Genomic DNA, 20,804 nt, shown 5'->3' with positions numbered 1-20,804 from the left:
TTTTTTCTGATTGAGTGGTCCCCTTTTTCTCGTTTGAAGTTACGCGACTTCTTCGAGTTTGGGGTGAGACTTTTTTGCTGCAAGTTCCTGCGGGTCAAAATCATCAACGTTAATCGTGTATAGGCGATGGGCCTCAGCTTCAATCAATAGATCCGCTTCCCACTGAGTAAGCAACTGCTTCTCTAATCCGATTTTCGCTAGCTGATCCAACTGAGTAAAAGGGCGACGCTGATTGAGCGCGTCACACATCTTAGTAAAGATTGGCTCAGCTTGGAGAATAATACTCAACGCTTGTTCTATCTTACCTGCTGGGTTGTGTTCGGTTGGCAGTAAGTATTGATTACGTCCTAAGCGTGAACGTGCAGCACTAGGGGTTTGTAAGATCTGAGCAACCTGACTATCCAAATGGTCATTGGGCGCTTTGCGAACTCGTCCAATAGGCATAATCAGAACGCGAAGCAACTTACCAATAACAGGATTAGGGAAGTTAGCTAAGAACTCATCAATCGCTAATTCAGTTTGCTTCAAACTATCTTGAAGTCCCCAATGAACGAATGGTAAATCTTCACTTGGTCGTCCATCATTTTCAAAGCGTTTTAGAGTCGCAGAGCTTAAGTACAATTGACTTAATATGTCTCCAAGGCGGGCGGATAAGCGCTCTCTACGTTTGAGTGAACCACCCAATACCGCCATCGAAATGTCGGCCAGTAATGCTAAGTTGGCACTGTAACGATTAAGTTTTTGGTAATAACGCTTGGTGGGGCCTTTGCTTGGCGCTGCCGATCCATAGCCATCGGTAATCCCAAACCAAATACTGCGCACCAGGTTACTTAAAGTAAAGGAAACATGGCCAGCGAGAGCTTGGTCAAACTGCTCTACAGCGTCTGAACGGTCTGAGTAAGCGGCTTCCATCTCTTTTAGTACATAAGGATGGCAGCGAATGGCTCCCTGACCAAAGATGATCATGGAACGAGTTAAAATATTCGCCCCTTCAACGGTAATGGCAATCGGTGAACCTTGGTAACTACGCGCTAAAAAGTTGGCAGGGCCTAAGCAGATCCCTTTTCCGCCGACGATGTCCATCGCATCAATAATTGAACGTTGACCACGATGAGTACAGTGGTACTTCACTATCGCTGAAATAACGGAAGGTTTTTCGCCTAAATCGATGCCTGCTACGGTTAAATTACTCGCTGCATCCATCACATAAGCGTTGCCCCCTAAACGCGCGAGCGGTTCTTCTATGCCTTCCATTTGACCAATCGGTTGCTTGAACTGACGGCGAATACGCGCATAAGCTCCGGTTGCTAGGGCGGCGGTTTTTAGGCCTCCCGTTGAGTTGGAGGGAAGAGTAATACCACGACCAACCGATAAACACTCAACGAGCATACGCCAGCCTTGCCCAGCCATTTTTGGCCCACCAATGATGAAATCAAGGGGAACAAAAAGATCGGTCGCTCGGGTTGGACCATTTTGGAAAGGCACATTGAGCGGGAAATGACGATTACCAATCTCAACCCCTTTTAAGTGAGTGGGTATCAAAGCACAGGTGATGCCCAGCTCAGGCGTATCTCCTAGTAGACCATCAGGATCTCGCAGTTTAAAAGCTAAGCCAAGTACGGTAGCGACGGGGGCTAAAGTGATATAACGCTTGTTCCAGGTGAGACGCATACCAAGCACTTCTTTCCCTTCCCATTCGCCTTTGCAGACCACGCCAAAATCAGGAATAGATCCAGCATCCGATCCCGCTTCTGGGCTGGTGAGTGCAAAACAGGGGATCTCTTTACCTTCCGCGAGGCGAGGTAAATAGTAGTCTTTCTGCTCTTGAGTACCATAATGTTGCAACAGCTCACCTGGGCCTAAAGAGTTCGGAACACCAACGGTGGAGGAAAGCACTCCAGAAACGCCGGTTAATTTTTGCAATACCAGAGATTGTGCATAAGCTGAAAATTCTAAACCGCCGTATTTTTTCTTAATGATCATCGCAAAAAATTTATGATCTTTCAGATATTGCCAGACTTCAGGGGGTAAGTCGGCCAACTCGTGAGTGACTTGATAGTCATTCACCATCGCGCAGACTTCGTTAACTGGGCCATCAAGGAAAGCCTGTTCTTCGGCACTCAGTGTTGGAGCTTTGATATTTTTCAGTTGTTGCCAGTCTGGTTTACCTTTAAACAGCTCGGCTTCCCACCACACGGTACCCGCTTCGAGTGCTTCTTTTTCCGTTTGTGACATGGCAGGTAATACTTTTTTAAAAACCCGTAGAGCTTTCCCGCTGATTAAGCTTTGGCGAACGGATGGAACGGCAAAAATAGCGACTGCCGCTAGATAGATAACCCAGCCAAAGAAACCAATCGGGCCAAACAGGGTTAAGCCAAACATGGTTAGGGTTAAAGCGACTAATCCAGTAAATAGCGACGTACGATGGTATAAGCAAGCGCTTAATACCAGCAATATGCCGAGTGCAGAGAGCAAGATATCCATAATTATTTCCTTTTACAGACTCAATGAGACCTGATGGGTGAAGTGGTCTAACCAGTAGGATTGTAATCAATATATTAATGAAATGTAAAACATCAAGCCGGTCAAAAAGTGATCTCAGTGAAAAGAAAACTGCAAATTGTGCGTCAAGCGTCAATTTTGCATAGAAAATATCATCGGATTCGGTCAATTTGTTGAGAACAGACTCTCGACAGAGAATCTCGTTTGGGTAAACTCAATGACATACCTGAGTTTCCCTAATTGAAACTTACCTGTCAGCAGAATAACCAAGAGACCAGATTATGTATCATGATTTAATTCGCAGTGAACTTAATGAAGCCGCCGAAGTATTGAATGCCTTTTTAAGCGATGATCACAATATTGCGCAAATTGAAGCTGCAGCAAAAATGATTGCTGATTCTTTTAAACAGGGTGGGAAAGTACTGTCTTGTGGTAATGGCGGCTCGCATTGTGATGCGATGCATTTTGCTGAAGAGTTAACGGGTCGTTATCGTGACAATCGTCCGGGTTATCCTGGAATTGCGATTTCAGATCCCAGCCATCTTTCTTGTGTAAGTAATGATTTTGGTTATGACTACGTTTTTTCGCGCTACGTAGAAGCGGTGGGAAGCAAAGGCGACGTGCTGTTTGGTCTTTCTACTTCAGGTAATTCAGGCAACATTTTAAAAGCGATTGAAGCGGCGAAGGCAAAAGGGATGAAGACGATTGCCCTAACCGGAAAAGATGGTGGAAAAATGGCTGGCCTTGCTGATGTAGAAATTCGCGTTCCACATTTTGGTTATGCTGATCGCATCCAAGAGGTGCACATTAAAATCATTCACATTGTTATCCAACTGATTGAAAAAGAGATGGCATAAATCGAACGATGGGTTTGCTGAGAGTGAATCTAATCGCCGAGGGTTTATTAGGAGTGATATAAACCATGTGTGAATTACTCGGTATGAGTGCCAATGTTCCGACCGATATCTGCTTTAGCTTTACGGGTTTAATGCAACGCGGCGGTAAAACGGGTCCCCATCGTGATGGATGGGGGATAACCTTTTATGAAGGTCGTGGTTTTCGGACGTTTAAAGATCCAGCGCCCAGTTGTCAGTCACAAATCGCTCAGTTGGTGCAGAACTATCCGATAAAAAGTTGTGCAGTGATTAGCCATATTCGTCAAGCGAATCGTGGGGCGGTTAACTTAGAAAATACCCACCCGTTCACGCGTGAATTATGGGGGCGATATTGGACTTTTGCGCATAATGGTCAACTGGTTGATTATCAGCGTTTGGCGCAAGGGCGTCATCGCCCGGTTGGTCAAACTGATAGTGAAGCGGCATTTTGTTGGTTACTGGATAAGTTAGAGCAGCGTTACCCGCAGATCCCCGACAATATGCTGTCGGTTTTCCAGTATGTGAGTCAATTATGCGATCAACTGCGTGATAAAGGCGTATTTAATATGCTTTTGTCTGATGGCGATTATCTGATGAGTTATTGTACTAACCATCTGTACTGGATCACTCGTCGTGCACCCTTTGGTCATGCAGCATTGATTGATGAAGATGTTGAAGTGAATTTTCAAGAAGAGACGACGCCTAATGATGTAGTCTCGGTGATTGCTACTCAACCTTTGACAGGAAATGAAATATGGCAACGTATGAAGCCAGGCGAGTTTAATTTGTTCCACTTAGGTGAGCGAGTGGCGACGAATGTTGACCAATTGACAGCGGTCGCCTTTGCCCAAGCCAAGCCGGGTAATCAGGCCCCGACTGAACCGTTAGGCTAAAGAGTTTCATTAATACCAAGGGGAGTTGATACTCCCCTTGGTTATGTCGTGGCGTGAGCTACTGATCCGCGTAGCCGTGAATCCCTAAAATATGACCATCCAAAAGGGCTTTGCCATTCGTCATGGTTAAGCGTCCTTCGACAAACCACTGTACGACTAAGGGATAGATCCGATACTCCTGAGATTGTACTCGAGCAGTCAGGCTTTCTACCGTATCGTTATCAAAAATAGGCACTTTGGCTTGTAAAATCACCGGGCCGCCATCCAATTGCTCAGTAACAAAGTGGACGCTAGTACCGTGTTCTTCATCGCCAGCATGAATGGCTCTTTGATAAGTGTTTAACCCTGGGTACTTAGGCAGTAATGAGGGATGGATATTGATCATCCGACCAAAATAATGACGAACAAAATCACTACTTAAGATACGCATATAGCCAGCGAGTACCACTAAATCTGGCGCATATTCATCCATCCACTTCATTAAATCAGCGTCAAATGCATCACGAGTTTCATAGGCCTTCGGATCAATAAAATGTGCTGCGGCTCCCGCTTTTTTTGCTCGCTCTAAAGCGTATGCTGTTGCTTTGTTTGAAAAAACAGCCGTTACTTTGCCATTATGGATACTTGTCTCACAAGCATCGATGATCGCTTGTAAATTAGAACCATTTCCTGAAACTAAAACAACAATACTTTTCATGAATTATTTGATCTCTACTTGCTCTTCATTGGTTTGTGCTTGAGCAATCTGACCGATAACCCATGCCGTTTCACCTTCTTGCTGTAGCAGCTCAACCGCCGCTTGTGCTTGGGCTTGAGGTAGGGCAATCACTAAGCCGACGCCACAGTTGAACGTACGATACATTTCACGCGTTGCTACATTGCCTTTCTCTTGTAGCCAAGTGAAAATCGCTGGCCATTGCCAACTGCTACCATCAATCACCGCTTTAGTTCCTTGCGGTAATACTCGTGGGATGTTTTCCCAGAAACCGCCGCCAGTAATATGAGAAATGGCGTGAATATCATGTTCAGCAATCAGCTTTAAGCCAGATTTTATATAAATTCGGGTTGGTTCAAGTAAATGTTCACCGATGGTTTTACCAGCCAATTGTTCATTCTTATCAGCGCCCGAGACTTCAAGAATTTTACGGATCAGTGAGTAGCCATTAGAGTGAGGACCACTGGAACCGACAGCGATGAGTGCATCACCCACAGCCACTTTGGAACCATCGATAATCGCTTCTTTCTCAACCACACCGACACAGAACCCAGCGACGTCATAGTCTTCGCCTTCGTACATTCCCGGCATCTCTGCTGTTTCTCCGCCGATTAACGCGCATCCCGCTTGGACACAGCCATCGGCAATCCCAGAGACGACATCCGCTGCTGTATCGACGTCCAGTTTTCCGGTCGCATAGTAATCAAGGAAAAACAGCGGTTCTGCACCTTGTACGATCAAATCATTGACGCACATCGCCACTAAATCGATGCCGATGGTGTCGTGTTTTTTCATATCCAAAGCTAAGCGTAGTTTTGTCCCTACGCCATCGGTCCCAGAAACCAAAACCGGATGCTTGTATTTACTTGGAAGTTCACACAGGGCACCAAAGCCGCCAAGGCCACCCATAACTTCAGGACGACGAGTACGCTTTACTGCGCCTTTAATTCGTTCAACCAGTGCGTTGCCTGCATCAATATCTACACCGGCATCTTTGTAGCTAAGAGAAGTGTTGTTACCGCTCACGGGGGAAGTCCTCGATCTAATTGGATATGAAAACGCCGCTATTCTACAGGGCTTAAATCAAAAAGGAAAACGTTTGCGTCAGTTTTTTTATCCAGATTTAAACGCTTAAAATAGGTAGAAATGCGTGTATAATCGAAAAGTTTATTTAAATTATGCCGGAGATGAAAATGAAAGTTGTTGAAGTGAAACACCCTCTAGTCAAACATAAACTGGGTTTAATGCGAGAAGGTGATATCAGCACTAAACGTTTTCGTGAGCTAGCGACTGAGGTTGCCAGTTTATTAACTTATGAAGCGACTTCAGATTTTGAGACAGAAAAAGTGACGATTGAAGGCTGGGATGGTCCTGTTGCTGTTGATCAAATTAAAGGTAAGAAGGTCACGGTTGTCCCGATTCTACGTGCGGGCCTTGGTATGATGGATGGGGTACTAGAGCATATTCCTAGCGCAAGAATCAGTGTTGTCGGCATCTACCGTGATGAAGAAACACTTGAGCCAGTGCCTTACTTTAATAAATTGGCATCGAACATTGAAGAGCGTATTGCGCTGGTGGTTGACCCTATGTTGGCGACTGGTGGCTCGATGATTGCAACGATTGATCTTCTAAAAGAGAAAGGATGTAATCAAATAAAAGTGCTAGTCTTGGTCGCAGCGCCAGAAGGCATTGAAGCACTGAAAAAAGTGCATCCAGATGTTGAACTTTACACCGCCGCCATTGATGAGAAACTCAATGACAAAGGCTATATCGTGCCTGGTTTGGGAGATGCTGGCGATAAGATTTTTGGTACTAAATAACGGCGTTTTTTAATTCGCTAAATGATACAAACATGATGAGGAGCCTTGGCTCCTCATCATGTTTCAAGGTCTGCTATTTTTTCAAGCTCAGCGTGCCGGCTTTTCGGGTTGGATTACGGCGTGCAGAGCGAGCGGTATTGTCGTTACGTTTAACGTCGCTGTGCTGCTGGCGCTGTTCTCGCCCTTTTTTTGAATTTGGCGCATGACGAAACTCATTGGCTTGACGCCCCTGATAAGTTTTATGGGGAGCTTCGGCGGTGGTTTTGGATTGCGCCAGTCGACTATCAAACAATTTTGCATCGGTGGCTTTGCGGATCTGTTTACCTGAACTATCGGTTTTTGATGCCTCTTCAGTACTGACTGAGCTTTCGCACATCGCGAGGATCTCATTGACTTCGGCATCGGTTAAATAACGCCATTGACCATTCGGTATGCCATCTAGTGTGATGTTCATAATACGTACACGACGTAGTTTAAACACTTCATAACCCAGTGCTTCACACATGCGACGAATTTGTCTATTTAATCCTTGGGTAAGGATAATTCTAAATGAGTACTGGGTCTCTTGAACCACTTTACACGGTAGGGTGACGGTATCAAGAATATTGACCCCCGCAGACATTTGACGAATAAATTCTGCACTAATCGGTTTATTGACCCGTACCACGTATTCCTTTTCGTGGTTATTACCGGCACGTAAAATTTTATTAACGATATCACCGTCATTAGTCAAAAAAATCAACCCATCAGAGGGTTTATCGAGGCGACCGATGGGGAATATACGTTTATTGTGTCCAATAAAATCGACAATATTACCAGGGACATCTCGTTCGGTGGTACAGGTGATGCCAGTCGGTTTATTTAACGCAATATAAATTGGTTTTTCTTTATAGCCGACCGGTTTGCCATCAATGCATACTTGGTCGTGTTCAGTGACTTTGCTGCCCATTGGTGGCAGTTGCCCATTAATGGTTACACGACCTTGCTCAATCAGTTTGTCGGCCTCACGGCGCGAACAAAAGCCCGTTTCACTAATGTATTTATTTAAGCGTTTTTCGGTTAACGATGACATGAAAACTCCTGACGTTTCTCAACGGAATGGTGAAAAAATGAAATGAAGTAGATGAACGGAGCATTTTACCAGTTATTGCACTTTAACCAAGCCGTTTTTGATGGCGTTCTCGATTCTCACTTTTCTGATTTTTACTTTTCTTTAACAGCAGATAAACCGCACCACTTCCACCGTGAAAGCGTTGTGCACTATGCGCGCATTGTACTTCATCAATTTGAGTTAACCAGCTGGCGACAAAGCTTTTCATTAACGCTTGTGGGGTAGAGCGCTCCCCTCGACCATGGACGATGAGCACGGTTCGCAAGTCCATTTTTATGCATTGAGCGATAAAGTGAATCACTTCGTCGCGAGCTTGTTTGAGGGTTTTTCGATGTAAGTCTAGTCGTGCTTGTAAGGGGTATTTACCTAAGCGGAGTTTCTTATACACCCCATCCTGAATACCTGCTTTTTTATATTCAATGATGTCATCAGGTTTGAGCATGGCGGCGCAATCGATGGAAAGATAATCCGGTTCTTGCGTCGATAACGTGATGGCTGCTTGGCGTTTGGCGAGTTGTGCTTCGGTGATAGTATGCGGTTTGTTAAGTTGTGCGACATCGTGAGCCAGTGGTTTCACATCATCCATCATTTGCTGAAATAGTTCTAAATCATCGTTAGGCATCATCACACCTTAAATTCGCAATTGGCTTGGTAAGTTGATTATACCGATGCAGAGAAAGCGTTGATCAGTTTGTTATTAAAAAAAACCGAAGTAGACAAATTATCTACTTCGGTGCATAGCGTGAGACTATTTAACAATCGAAGCTAAGCGATCTAGTGAGGAGATTTGTCCTTGATCACTTTGTAAACCACTAAACTGGCTAAAAGTAGCCTGAGGCTGACCGTCTGTAGATTAAGCGGATAGCATTACCCAGTCGTTACTTAGGTCTGACGTCTCTGTTTCTCACAAAGTGTTTAAAGACCCTGACACCTTAAAACCCTGCCCAAGGTTTGACGCTGATCTAGATCAAATGTAGTTAATTAGTTGCATTTATGTTTAAGTTTGCGTGCATTGAGTCACGTTTTGTTCGCTTTGTTTAAGTTTTGTTCGAACGTCATCCGGAAAATTGAAAAGCGTCGAAAAGGACTTGCTTCACAAAAAAGAATCGGTAACATACCCAACATAGAACGGTGAATGGCGCAGCTTGGTCGCGCATCTCTGAGTTTAGGAATAGCGGGCCAGAGAAGTTTCTTCTTTCGCTAATCTAAAGTAAAAAATCAATTCGGTGAATAGCGCAGCTTGGTAGCGCATCTGGTTTGGGACCAGAGGGTCGGGGGTTCGAATCCCTCTTCACCGACCATATTTAAGGCCTCAGCCATTGTGCTGGGGCTTTTTCGTTATTGCTTAGCTGGAAAACAAGTTGCTTGTTGGCTTTGATTACGTTGAATGAGATCAAAACCTTGGTCTTGCAATAACGTTAATACATTATCTTTCCCCACCAAATGAAGTGTCCCCACGACAACGAGATAATGGCCAGATGATGAAGGAAGAAAGTCTGGCGAAATTAGCTTATCTACCCATTGATGATTGCGCTTGATAATCAATGAATCTTCCATCTCAGCTGACATCTTCGTCTGTTTTAAAAGCTGTTCTAGCTTTACGCTATCGCCACTTTGCCAGCTTTCGAGCAGACATTCAGTCATGCTGTGTTGGTTTTCCCATTCATCGAGTAGCGCTATCAATAGCTCTTGTCCGTCATTAGGTAAATTCGTTAACACATCGATTTGATATTGTGCGGTCTCTAAAGGAAGTAGCGTTATACCGATTTGCTTGGCTTGACGAATAAAATGTAGGTCAACCCCTTGTTCTGCAGAATAACCCAGCTGATGGAGATGTAAAAACTGCAGTTGTAGCGCGCTACTCCATGGTGGAAGATTGGCCAATCTATCTGTGTTTTGTTTGAGTCGTTGCGCCATATTATCCAACTGACGATATTGTTGTGTGGTCAGTATTTGTTGACTGGTTACGGAAGGGATTGGATAGGTAATAGCCTTCAAATCACTTAGGTCGACTTCAATAATTAAACCATTGCTGGTTGCGAGGCGTTCATACAAAGTGCTCGGCAAGGGGTACATGGATGATTTACCCACATGGATAGACCCAACGATATCAAAAGACAAATTTCCTTTTGTTGCTTGCCAGTAGAGTGGCTCAGCATGAAGGCCTAAGGCGAAAAAAATGGCTAAATAAGAGAGTAATCGAGAATTCAACAAAATAGCGTTCACCTTAAACTTGAGTTAAAGAGATACTCTAGCGTAAATAACATAATCAGAATGACTATAAACTTAAGATCTTAATCACAAATTTACTTTTATTTTTAAGTTGACGATCAGCGATTGCTGCTACGAAAAGTGATCATTATCTCAATAAGTAGGTGGGATTATGACATTGATGTGATTGAGATCGCAGTAATCTCGTCAAAATAGAAGTGTCGATTTTGACGTTAACTTTAACCTAATGATAAATAATGATTTTTTATTTTCATAAAACCTAAAATTTGAACGTGATCACTGCTTAGTATGATTAATTTTACGCCGCAAAATAACTCACGTTATGGTTGGAAGATGAATCATGGCAATCATCGGATAATGCCGTCATCAAGGGAGGAAAAAGAGTTTACTCCTTCCTGTATTTCCAACCGAAAGAAGGTAATTCTATGTTGAACAAGAGTGTAATCGCCATTTCAGTCACCGCAGTATTAGCGGGATGTTCAATGATGGGCACGTCTAATCAAGCGCTAGTCAATTCACTGGCGGGCAATTTGGGTATTCAATATCACGTCGTCACAAACCACGGCGCTAATGACGGCTTGGCTTGTGAAGCTCTCGGTGCAGAATGGGCTTCATGTAATAAGGTTAATATGACGCTTCTTAATCAAGGTGAGGCGATAAAGTCGAAAGACTGGGCTATCTACTTTCACAGTATTCGCTTGATTTTGGATGTGGAGAATGACCAGTTTAAAATTTCTCGCGTGACGGGTGATTTACATAAACTAGAGCCAACAGAGAAATTTGCCGGTTTTGCGGCGGGTGAAGAGGTTGTTTTACCACTCATCGGTGAATATTGGACGCTGTTTGACACTGATTTTATGCCAGGTGCTTTTGTGGTCGCTCCTAATGCAGAGCCTAGGCTTATTGCATCGCTGAATACCGAAGATATTGCTTCGTTTGTGAGCGGTATTGACGGTAATAATTTAAAACGGACTCCAGAAGACAATAACGTTTTTGCCAACGCGATATCGCGTTTTGAGCAGAATGCCGACCTAGCAAAACAAGAGGTTTCCACTACGTTACTCCCAACCCCAATGCTCGTTGAAGCGGGTCAAGGCGTGGTGGATATTGCGGCAGGTATCGCGTTGCCTAAAGAAGCATTCAATGTCACTCAATACAGCGCAATTCAACATCGCGCAGCCGTGATCGGGATAAATGTTCGTGGTGATCTTCCTGTCAGCGTTACGGTTGTTCCTGCAGGTTTCACTGGTGAATTAGCAAAATCAGGGGCTTATGAGTTGACCATCAAAGGCGACGGTATTGTGATTAAAGCGTTTGACCAGGCGGGTGCTTTTTACGCAGTACAATCTATCTTTGGTCTTATCGACAGCCAACAGCCTGATGCTTTACCACAGCTGTTTATTCAAGATGCTCCTCGTTTTGAGTATCGCGGCGTAATGGTTGATGTCGCGCGTAATTTTCATTCCAAGCAAGCCATTTTAGCTACGCTAGACCAAATGGCGGCGTACAAGATGAATAAACTTCATCTTCATTTAACCGATGATGAAGGGTGGCGTCTAGAAATCCCCGGTTTGCCAGAATTGACCGAGGTAGGCGCTAAGCGTTGTTTTGATCTGGAAGAGAAGCATTGCTTGTTGCCTCAGCTAGGCTCTGGACCGACATCGGATAACTTTGGCTCTGGTTATTTCAGTAAAGCCGATTATATCGATATTGTTAAGTACGCCAAAGCGCGCCATATTGAAGTCATTCCTGAAATTGATATGCCAGCGCACGCTCGCGCAGCGGTGGTTTCAATGGAAGCACGTTACGAGCGATTAATGGCACAAGGTAAGCAAATACAAGCGAATGAATACCGTTTGATGGATCCGCAAGATACTTCAAATGTGACCACGGTTCAGTTCTATGATAAACAAAGCTTCATCAATCCTTGTCTTGAATCATCAACGCGCTTTGTCGATAAAGTGATTTCTGAAGTGGCCGCCATGCACATCGAAGCAGGTGCACCGCTAACCACATGGCACTTTGGTGGCGACGAAGCGAAAAACATCAAGCTTGGCGCAGGCTTTCAAGACGTAAACGCTCAAGATAAAGTTGACTGGAAAGGCACGATAGATCTCGCTAAGCAAGACAAGCCATTCGCACAGTCGCCACAATGTCAGATACTGATTGCAGACGGTACCGTAAGCGACTTTGGTCACCTGCCAAGTTTCTTTGCAGAGCAAGTCTCTAAAATTGTCGCTGAGAAAGGCATCCCAAGCTTCCAAGCGTGGCAAGATGGTCTGAAGTACAGTGAAGGTCCAGAAGCTTTCGCCACCACGAATAAACGTGTTAACTTCTGGGACACTCTATATTGGGGCGGCAGCGCATCGGTTTACGAATGGGCCAAACAAGGCTATGACGTTATTGTTTCTAACCCAGATTACGTTTATATGGATATGCCGTATGAAGCCGATCCAAAAGAGCGCGGCTACTATTGGGCAACACGTGCTACCGATACGCGTAAAATGTTCAGTTTCGCACCTGAGAATATGCCACAAAATGCGGAAACTTCACTCGATCGCGACGGGAATGGTTTTATGGGCAAAGGTGAAGTACAAGGCAAACCCTTCTATGGTCTATCGGCACAGCTTTGGTCTGAGACGGTGCGCAATGATGAGCAATATGAGTACATGGTATTCCCTCGCGTATTAGCCGCGGCTGAACGTGCGTGGCACCGAGCTGAGTGGGAAAATGACTACAAAGTAGGGGTTGAGTATTCACAAGACAGCCAACTTGTTAACCAAGCAGCGCTTAACCAAGATTACAACCGCTTTGCCAACGTGCTGGGTCAGCGTGAATTGGCGAAGCTTGAAAAAGCGGGTATCGATTACCGTCTACCAGTACCGGGAGCACGTATCGATAATGGCTATTTAGCCATGAATGTTCAATTTCCAGGTGTGAGCCTGCAATATTCATTGGATGGACAGCAATGGTCTGATTTTGATGCTAGCAATCCTCCTCAAGTGAGTGGCGAAGTCGCGCTTCGTTCGACGTCGGCAAGCGGAATGCGATTCAGTCGGGTTACTGTCATAAACGAATGATATACGCTCAAGCCTCTCTATCGAGAGGCTTTTTTTATCTTCTGAGTGTTTAGCCATCAATCATGGTAGCGTACTTTGCTAAAACGAAGGCGGTTAGCATTGGTTACGACAGTAATTGAAGATAAAGCCATTGCGGCACCAGCCACGACCGGACTGAGTAAAAAACCAAATGCCGGATAGAGTATTCCAGCCGCAATTGGGATACCGAGCGTATTATAAATGAAAGCACCAAATAGATTTTGTTGCATATTCCTTAAGGTCGCTTTAGACAGGTCGATGGCATTGACGACGGCTAACGGTGAAGAGTTCAGTAATGTCATTTGTGCGCTTTCTATCGCCACATCACTGCCGCTGCCCATTGCGATACCAATATTTGCCTGTGCCAGAGCAGGTGCATCATTGATGCCATCTCCAACCATCGCTACGTGCCGGCCTTGATGCTGTAACTGCTCAATATGCTGCGCCTTTTGTTCAGGTAGGACTTGGGCAATGACTTGATCGATACCTAGTTGCTTGGCGATTGACTCGGCAACACTGTACTGATCGCCAGTCAGCATTACCGTATGAATCCCCATTTGTTGTAGTGCTTTAACGGCTTTGGCTGCGCTGGCTTTGATAGGGTCAGCAATGGCTATCATCCCAATCAACTGCTGGTGTCGAGCGATAGCGACGGGAGTCCATGCCTGATCCGCAAAATATTGAATGGTACTTTGCGCAACACTGAGATCGATAGCGAGCTCTTGCATGTAGCTTAATGAGCCTAAATGTACCGTATCACCTTGATAAGACGCTTGAACGCCTTTACCACGCTGATTCTCAAACTGTGCAATATTTGCGGCCGTTCCACTGTACTGCTGTGCGTATTCGCAAATGGCTTTAGCCAGTGGGTGCTCTGAATACTGCTCTAAGCCAAAGGCTAAACTGAGCAATGCCGATTCGTCATCTTCAAAGCTAACGACGTGTTGAACGCTAGGTTTGCCTTGCGTTAACGTGCCCGTTTTATCAAAAACCACAGTATCGATGTTACTGGCTAATTGTAAAACGTTGGCATCACGAATCAGTATGCCCATTTCTGCTGCTTTACCGATACCAACCGTAACGGAAAGTGGTGTTGCCAAACCGAGGGCACAGGGGCAAGCGATGATCAACACGGTGGTTGCGACCACGAGCATATAACTGGCTTTAGGATCTGGACCAAACCAAAACCAGATTGCCGCTGCAATACAAGCTATCACCACCACGATAGGGACAAATACGGCCGAAATTTGGTCGGCCAGTTTGGCAATGGCAGGTTTGCTGCTTTGTGCTTGACGTACCATTTGAATAATACGAGCCAACATGGTTTGTGAACCGATCCCTGTGGCTTCAATTAATAAACTGCCATCTTGATTGATGGTACCTGCGGAAACGGTATTGCCCGGTATTTTATGGGCGGGAATCGGCTCACCAGTCAGCATCGCTTCATCAATATAAGAATCGCCGTCGATCACTACACCATCAACTGGAACTTTTGCTCCGGGTTTAATACGCAGCATCATACCCTGCTGTATGTGAGCAATAGCCATGATTTGTTCACCTTGATCCGTCACCAAGATGGCTTGTTGTGGCTGTAGATTGATTAAGGCTTGCAGCGATTGGGTGGTTCTTGATTTGGCTTTCGTTTCAATATAATGACCCAGAGAGATAAGACCAATGATCATCGCTGAAGCTTCAAAATAGACATGCCGCGCTGCGGCGGGAAACCATTCAGGAAAGACAACCACTAACACCGAATAAAACCATGCTGCTCCCGTTCCTAAAGCAACCAAGCTATCCATCGTGGCTCGACGGTGGAGTAGTGCTTGCCAAGCATTGACAAAAAACACACGTCCTGCAGTGGCGAGCATTGCTAAGCATGCCACGCCAATCAGTCCCCAACCTAGTTGATCATAGCGATTATCGATCATCATGCTACCGCCAGCCATCCCCCACAGCATCATCGGGCCACCAAGTACAAGGCCTATCATCGCGTTGCGTTGGTGTAATCGTTGCATCATCGTCAATTGTTGTTGCTGTTTAGTTTGCTGTTCAAGAGGATCATCGACCGATTGAGCTTGATAACCTGCTTGTTTTACTGCGATTAATAACTGCTCAGTGAGTGGTTGCTGACTGAGTACTAATGCACTTTGCTCGGCTAAATTGACTTGTACTTTATTAACACCGGGAAGTGCAGTGAGGGCCTTCTCTACCGAAGCCACACAACTGGCACAAGTCATTCCTTCAATCAATAAATAGGTGCTAATTGTCGCTGATGTCGGTTCGAGGGGGATAGGTTCTTTTGCGCTGTCACCAACGGTTGTTGGCGTCGTAATCGAGGCTTCCTCTTTTGTTAGCGACTGACTTAATGTCGCTTGATAACCTAAAGACTCGATACAGCGCAGCAGATTATCAAGCGAGGTGTCTACATCGAGTTCAATGAATGTGGGCGACAACGAATGGATGTGCAGGGTAAACTCACTGTGTAATTGGCGCTCTAGCTTGCGCGCGCAGCCCATACAGTTTAACCCTGATAAAGATAAAGCGTAATGATGCATTGTTATCTCTCCTGACTGATTGGAAGTAGGATAAACCTTGACCTTAAGGTAAGGTCAAGCGAATGATCATGACTTTTTTGAAGTTTCTTGGGTCTGTGCAGTGGGAGTGATAGAATGGCGCGCAAAATTTCGCTCATGCCAAGCTTTGGCTGAAGTTTATGAAAAAGGTAATCAATAATGACGGTTAAAACTCGTTTTGCTCCAAGCCCAACAGGCTATCTACACGTAGGGGGCGCTCGTACCGCTCTATATTCTTGGCTCTATGCGAAGAGTCAAGGTGGTGAATTTGTTCTACGTATTGAAGATACCGATCTCGAGCGTTCTACTCAAGCGGCAGTCGATGCGATTCTTGAGGGGATGACGTGGCTGGGCCTCGAGTGGGATGAGGGGCCTTACTATCAAACGAAGCGTTTTGACCGTTACAACCAAGTGGTTGAACAGCTATTGGCTGAGAATAAAGCGTATAAGTGTTACGCCTCCAAAGAGCTGCTTGATGAGATTCGTGCCGAGCAAGAATCGAACAAAGAGATGCCTCGTTATGATGCCAATCATCCTAAAATCAAAGCGGTGAATGAAGCTGCAAAAGAGGGCGATCCATGCGTGATTCGTTTCCGAAATCCCAAAGAAGGCAGCGTGATTTTTGATGATAAAATCCGTGGCCGAATTGAAATTCGTAACGATCAACTGGATGATTTAATTATTCGTCGTACCGATGGTTCACCGACGTATAATTTCTGTGTCGTGGTAGATGACGTCGATATGGGGATTACCCATGTGATTCGCGGTGAAGACCATATCAACAACACGCCTCGTCAGATTAATATTTATCAGGCGATGGGAGCGACGATTCCAACATTTGCTCACTGTGCGATGATTTTGGGCGATGATGGAGCCAAATTATCCAAACGCCATGGTGCGGTGTCGGTGATGCAATATCGTGATGAAGGTTATTTGCCAGAAGCGCTGATCAACTATTTAGTGCGTTTAGGATGGGGACATGGCGACCAAGAGATTTTTTCTCGTCAAGAGATGATCGATCTGTTTAGTCTTAATGCCATTTCTAAATCGGCTTCGGCTTTTAATACCGACAAGTTGTTATGGTTGAATAATCACTACATTAAAACCTCAGATCCTGAATACGTCGCTAAACATTTAGAGTGGCATTTTACTCAGCAAGGTATTGATAAGCAGCAAGGTCCAGTCCTATCTGAAGTGGTTAAATTAGTTGGAGAGCGCTGCCATACCTTGGTTGAGCTGGCAGAACAATCGCGTTATTTCTACCAAGATTTCACTGAGTTTGATGCCGATGCCGCGAAAAAACATTTACGCGGTGTTGCCAAAGAGCCACTGGCATTGGCATTAACCAAGATTAACGCATTACCAGAGTGGAGTGTTGACGCGTTGCATCAAGTGATTGCTCAAGTGTGTGAAGAGCTGGCTATTGGTATGGGTAAAATTGGTATGCCACTACGAGTCGCGGTCACCGGTGGTGGGCAATCACCTTCTGTTGATGTGGTTATGCATTTAATTGGTAAAGCGCGTGTAGTACAACGTATTCAAATGGCATTAGATTTTATTGCAGAGCGTGAAGCAAACGCATAACACGATTGAGAATAATCCATAGTGTTGAAACCGCAGCCGATTGAAGCTGCGGTTTTTTTATGGAGCAAGTTTGTTATCAGCGCATTAACGATTATTAACCCCTTTTAATTTGGTTAATCTCTATTTTTTGTGTGTGTTATTGCTTATTTTTAATTCACATGACATTGGTTTAACATTCTTCAGGTATTATGAATCTGGCGGTTGATAAATGACCTTGGTTAATAGATATTAAACCGTGGGTTACTCAACGGCACCTCTCGATGAGTAATAGATACAGCAGTGGTCCGTTTGGTAACGGAGGCCTTAGCGTTTTGTTGTTGGTTAGCTACAATCCGGTTTGGTCATGCTAATGATAATAATTAGTCAAAAGGAAAGGATTATGAAAAAGTTAGTGGCGATGATATCAGCGTCTTTAATGGCGGCGTCTTCTTCTGCAATGGCAGACGTATATTTAGGCGGCAAATTAGGACAAACATGGTTGAATGATTCCTGTCGAGCTGGTGAGGTTTGTGAAGACAGAGATACCAGCATGGGGGCTTTTCTTGGTTACAACCTGAATGAATGGTTAGCCGTGGAAGCGGGTTATGACATGCTTGGCAAATTTACTGGTATCGGATTGGCCGATGATAGAGTGAAAGCGATTACTTTGGCGCCTAAGTTTACTCTTTCTTTATCACCAAGTGTCGGTGCTTACGCTAAGCTCGGTGGTGCTTATGTCGATTATGGTGATGAAAGTGACTACTCGTTTCTTGCTGCTGCTGGTCTAGAATTTAATGTCAGCCCAAATGTTTCCTTACGCACGGAATATCAAGTTTTAACGGATATCAATAACGATCAAACCAGAGCAGAAGCTAACACCGTGTCACTTGGTGTGAGTTACCGTTTTGGTGCCGCAGCCCAACCGACTCAAGTGGTTGAAAGTCGCCCCGTCACGGTGATTGAAGAAGTGATTGTTGTTGAAGAAATCGTAGAAACTGGACCTGTGTTCGTCAATAAAACCTATGACTTCCAACGACTTGATAGCAGCAGTTTTGCTTTTGATAGTGTTAGTTTAAATCAAGAAAGTAAACAGCAATTGACTAAGCTGGTTCGTTTTTTAAATCAATACCCGCAAGCTAAGGTAGTAATTACTGGGCACACTGACGCTACTGGTCCTGCAGCATACAACCAAACGTTATCAGAAAAACGAGCGAAAGCCGTTGCGGATGCGTTAGTTGAGCAGGGTATCCAGCCATCTCGCTTGACTTGGCGAGGAGAAGGGGAGACGAATCCTATCGCTTCTAATAGTACAGCGGAAGGACGTGAGCTTAACCGTCGGGTTGACATCACTATTCCAGAGTTTGATTATCAAGTTAAACAATAATCATGTAGTTGATTAATACAGCAAGAAAGCTCACTTCGGTGAGCTTTCTTATTTTAAGTCGATACTGTTTAAGCGGCCCATAAAGATCAAAATATCAAGGCAATCTTTATAAGCATCCAATAAGGCTTTTTTGGTCTTCGTATAAGCGGCAAGTTTACCGTGTTTACTGATTGAACAAACGACACTTCTAAAGGTACATTCACCTTGCTCATTGTAATCACGCCAGGCGGCGATATAGCAAGCGTCACGATAGTTTGGATTTTCTTTAGTGGGTCTTGGCTTATAAATAATTTTCGGTTCCAGGCTATGTGGCAATCGAGTCATGAGGTACGGATCTTTGAGAATTCGTCGCCAGTGTTTGCCCCACATTTCACGCCCTAGCTCATTACGCAGTTTAATGGCTTTTTTTAAGCCTTTTTCTTCCCCTAAACGGATATAACCGACTGATCGGTGTAACACGGTATCATCGGGAGTGTGGATGTGAACTTTATAAGCCGTTTTCGCTTTTGAGATAAAGCGATGGCCAGTATTCGTTTGGAGATTACTTTTTGTCATGCCGATTACGCTATAGAGTTCTTTGTTAATAATAAGAGTAGGCCAAAAATAATAGAGACAGTCAATTTAGTCTAGAGGAATAAAAAAAAGCTTCATCAACGTCAGGTCAACATTGTGCGAAAAAATGGCAGGGGACAACGAACAATCTTGGCGCTCCCGACTGGAGTCGAACCAGTGGCCTGTCCCTTAGGAGGGGACCGCTCTATCCTACTGAGCTACGGGAGCTTTGATTAATTTGGCGCATTAATTGTATCTCATCAATACGCCAAATTGTGCATTTTTTTGATGGTATTCGCTGATTGAATGACCAGTTAGTCACGAAATTATTCTAAAAATGACACTTGTTTATGCATAACATCACCAATCTGAATGCTTGACGCCAGTTCAGGCTGATCAACCGTCAACTCTGCATTTTTTTCATAGACACGCGAGACGGTTAAGGTGATATCACTTTGCGACACCTTATTACGAGGCAAACCGTTCTGATCGATAAACGATCCTGTATGCCAAAGTTGTAATTTATCCCCTTCTTTCACGCCATGAATACGACCTAGATCGATACTGACGGTTTGCCCAAATTTGGCGACGACTTCTGGTAAGGTGATTTTACAAGAGATTTCAGATTCGAGATCTAGCATAATGTTCCGGCTCACCCGTAACAACATTTGACCATAGGTAGATGCCCAAAAACGGGCGCTACGAGTATCGACTTGGCTAGTTTTTGCAAACGGCCAGCTCGCAACTTCTCGATAATTTCTTCTCAAGATTTCACTGCCCGTTTTGCCATCAAAGACTTGCATTTCGAGAGCAAACTGACGATTAATAACATCATCTCGCAAAACCTTCTGTTCAATCGTTGCTGTTAAATCATTAATCACCCCACCGATAATATAGTGAGCCCCGGTATCTTGTGCGATCATTTGTATGCGAGTCGGGTTGCGATGATTGATATCGTAATCAGTGGTTCCAACAGAGACAAAGCTATGAGATTGCTGAGCGATTTGTCTATCGAGGACATCAGCAAAATCATCACCGATGGTGTAAATTTGTCCCATCACCGCTTGTTGTGGCGAAGCAAGATCAATATTGCCGACTAAAAAGGTCTTTTTGTATTGTTCTTTGTGGCAAGCCCTTGCCGATGGATAAATGTCGATACGAGCCGTAACCTTCATGACATTGCCGCGAACCTTACGATTTTCAACGGAGATATAACGAACTTCATGGTTATTAAACAAATATTCCTTTCTATCGGTTTCGAGTAAAGGCATTAAATGACTAATACTACCAATGTCTGCCCCGGCAAAATTCACCGCCTTATACAGCGCATCTTCCAGAGCATGCAATCTAGCGACCTCTTCAGAGGAAACGATCGTTGCGGTGCCAGTCACTTCGTACCAAGCGGCATGACTTTTGGTGGCAAAAAAAGCCATGAAAAGCATTGAGATTAAAAAAGAAACATTTTTTTTCATTATTAGTTACCAGT

At 44.5% G+C, this 20,804-nt stretch carries 15 protein-coding genes and 2 tRNA genes; 7 read left to right on the top strand and 10 right to left on the bottom strand.

The features are described 5' to 3' along the window. Positions 1 to 39: 39 nt before the first annotated feature. Positions 40 to 2,484: an acyl-CoA dehydrogenase FadE gene (fadE, locus tag CAG60_RS03585; protein ID WP_161438318.1), complete on the bottom strand. Its 2,445-nt coding sequence runs from the start codon at positions 2,482 to 2,484 to the stop codon at positions 40 to 42. Positions 2,485 to 2,783: 299 nt separating this feature from the next. Here fadE and lpcA point away from each other — a divergent pair, with 299 nt between their 5' ends. After that, positions 2,784 to 3,359: a D-sedoheptulose 7-phosphate isomerase gene (gene lpcA / locus CAG60_RS03580; RefSeq protein WP_004394689.1), complete on the top strand. Its 576-nt coding sequence runs from the start codon at positions 2,784 to 2,786 to the stop codon at positions 3,357 to 3,359. 65 nt (positions 3,360 to 3,424) lie between these two features. After that, positions 3,425 to 4,270: a class II glutamine amidotransferase gene (locus CAG60_RS03575; protein WP_004394690.1), complete on the top strand. Its 846-nt coding sequence runs from the start codon at positions 3,425 to 3,427 to the stop codon at positions 4,268 to 4,270. A gap of 58 nt (positions 4,271 to 4,328) precedes the next feature. On the opposite strand, the gene purN is transcribed toward CAG60_RS03575, so the two are convergent. Both purN and purM read right to left on the bottom strand, forming a co-directional pair. Beyond that, entirely contained in the window at positions 4,329 to 4,967 is a 639-nt protein-coding gene (gene purN / locus CAG60_RS03570) for a phosphoribosylglycinamide formyltransferase (RefSeq protein WP_154170371.1), read from the bottom strand. A gap of 3 nt (positions 4,968 to 4,970) precedes the next feature. After that, positions 4,971 to 6,011, bottom strand: a complete 1,041-nt coding sequence (purM, locus tag CAG60_RS03565; protein WP_004394692.1) for a phosphoribosylformylglycinamidine cyclo-ligase — start codon at positions 6,009 to 6,011, stop codon at positions 4,971 to 4,973. A 167-nt stretch (positions 6,012 to 6,178) separates the two neighbouring features. Between purM and upp the strand changes: the two genes are divergently transcribed. Further along, positions 6,179 to 6,805 carry a uracil phosphoribosyltransferase gene (upp, locus tag CAG60_RS03560; protein WP_004394693.1) on the top strand — a complete coding sequence of 209 codons (627 nt, stop codon included), beginning with the start codon at positions 6,179 to 6,181 and terminating at the stop codon, positions 6,803 to 6,805. Between the two features lie 73 nt (positions 6,806 to 6,878). Here the strand turns inward: upp and rluF are convergent, their stop codons facing one another. Both rluF and smrA read right to left on the bottom strand, forming a co-directional pair. Further along, the gene (gene rluF, locus CAG60_RS03555; protein WP_161438317.1) at positions 6,879 to 7,877 is read right to left on the bottom strand and encodes a 23S rRNA pseudouridine(2604) synthase RluF; all 999 of its coding nucleotides are present in this window, start codon (positions 7,875 to 7,877) and stop codon (positions 6,879 to 6,881) included. Positions 7,878 to 7,959: 82 nt separating this feature from the next. Next, the gene (gene smrA, locus CAG60_RS03550) at positions 7,960 to 8,538 is read right to left on the bottom strand and encodes a DNA endonuclease SmrA (protein WP_004394695.1); all 579 of its coding nucleotides are present in this window, start codon (positions 8,536 to 8,538) and stop codon (positions 7,960 to 7,962) included. A 602-nt stretch (positions 8,539 to 9,140) separates the two neighbouring features. Here smrA and CAG60_RS03545 point away from each other — a divergent pair. Next, positions 9,141 to 9,217 (top strand) — tRNA-Pro (locus tag CAG60_RS03545). A 37-nt stretch (positions 9,218 to 9,254) separates the two neighbouring features. Here CAG60_RS03545 and CAG60_RS03540 read toward each other — a convergent pair. Then, the gene (locus tag CAG60_RS03540; RefSeq protein ID WP_158138796.1) at positions 9,255 to 10,130 is read right to left on the bottom strand and encodes a TraB/GumN family protein; all 876 of its coding nucleotides are present in this window, start codon (positions 10,128 to 10,130) and stop codon (positions 9,255 to 9,257) included. A gap of 443 nt (positions 10,131 to 10,573) precedes the next feature. On the opposite strand from CAG60_RS03540, the gene CAG60_RS03535 reads away from it, so the two are divergent. Then, a complete protein-coding gene (locus CAG60_RS03535) occupies positions 10,574 to 13,228 on the top strand; it encodes a beta-N-acetylhexosaminidase (protein ID WP_161438316.1) in 2,655 nt (884 codons plus the stop codon). A gap of 56 nt (positions 13,229 to 13,284) precedes the next feature. Here CAG60_RS03535 and CAG60_RS03530 read toward each other — a convergent pair whose 3' ends face one another. Further along, on the bottom strand, positions 13,285 to 15,801 hold the full coding sequence (locus CAG60_RS03530) for a heavy metal translocating P-type ATPase (RefSeq protein WP_161438315.1): 2,517 nt from the start codon (positions 15,799 to 15,801) through the stop codon (positions 13,285 to 13,287). A 177-nt stretch (positions 15,802 to 15,978) separates the two neighbouring features. Here CAG60_RS03530 and gltX point away from each other — a divergent pair, with 177 nt between their 5' ends. Then, on the top strand, positions 15,979 to 17,403 hold the full coding sequence (gene gltX, locus CAG60_RS03525; RefSeq protein ID WP_161425079.1) for a glutamate--tRNA ligase: 1,425 nt from the start codon (positions 15,979 to 15,981) through the stop codon (positions 17,401 to 17,403). Between the two features lie 379 nt (positions 17,404 to 17,782). Continuing rightward, on the top strand, positions 17,783 to 18,766 hold the full coding sequence (locus tag CAG60_RS03520) for an OmpA family protein (RefSeq protein WP_154170385.1): 984 nt from the start codon (positions 17,783 to 17,785) through the stop codon (positions 18,764 to 18,766). 48 nt (positions 18,767 to 18,814) lie between these two features. Here CAG60_RS03520 and CAG60_RS03515 read toward each other — a convergent pair whose 3' ends face one another. From CAG60_RS03515 to CAG60_RS03505, 3 genes are all read right to left on the bottom strand, one after another. Then, entirely contained in the window at positions 18,815 to 19,321 is a 507-nt protein-coding gene (locus tag CAG60_RS03515; RefSeq protein ID WP_004394700.1) for a hypothetical protein, read from the bottom strand. Positions 19,322 to 19,469: 148 nt separating this feature from the next. Next, positions 19,470 to 19,546, bottom strand: a tRNA-Arg gene (locus CAG60_RS03510). Between the two features lie 98 nt (positions 19,547 to 19,644). Next, positions 19,645 to 20,790, bottom strand: a complete 1,146-nt coding sequence (locus CAG60_RS03505; RefSeq protein ID WP_004394701.1) for a flagellar assembly protein FlgT — start codon at positions 20,788 to 20,790, stop codon at positions 19,645 to 19,647. Between the last annotated feature and the right edge of the window lie 14 nt (positions 20,791 to 20,804).

It is taken from the genome of Vibrio sp. V33_P6A3T137, assembly GCF_009904835.1.
In the GTDB taxonomy this organism is placed as follows: Bacteria; Pseudomonadota; Gammaproteobacteria; order Enterobacterales; family Vibrionaceae; genus Vibrio; species Vibrio metschnikovii.
This window is presented reverse-complemented; position numbering and strand designations above follow the sequence as displayed.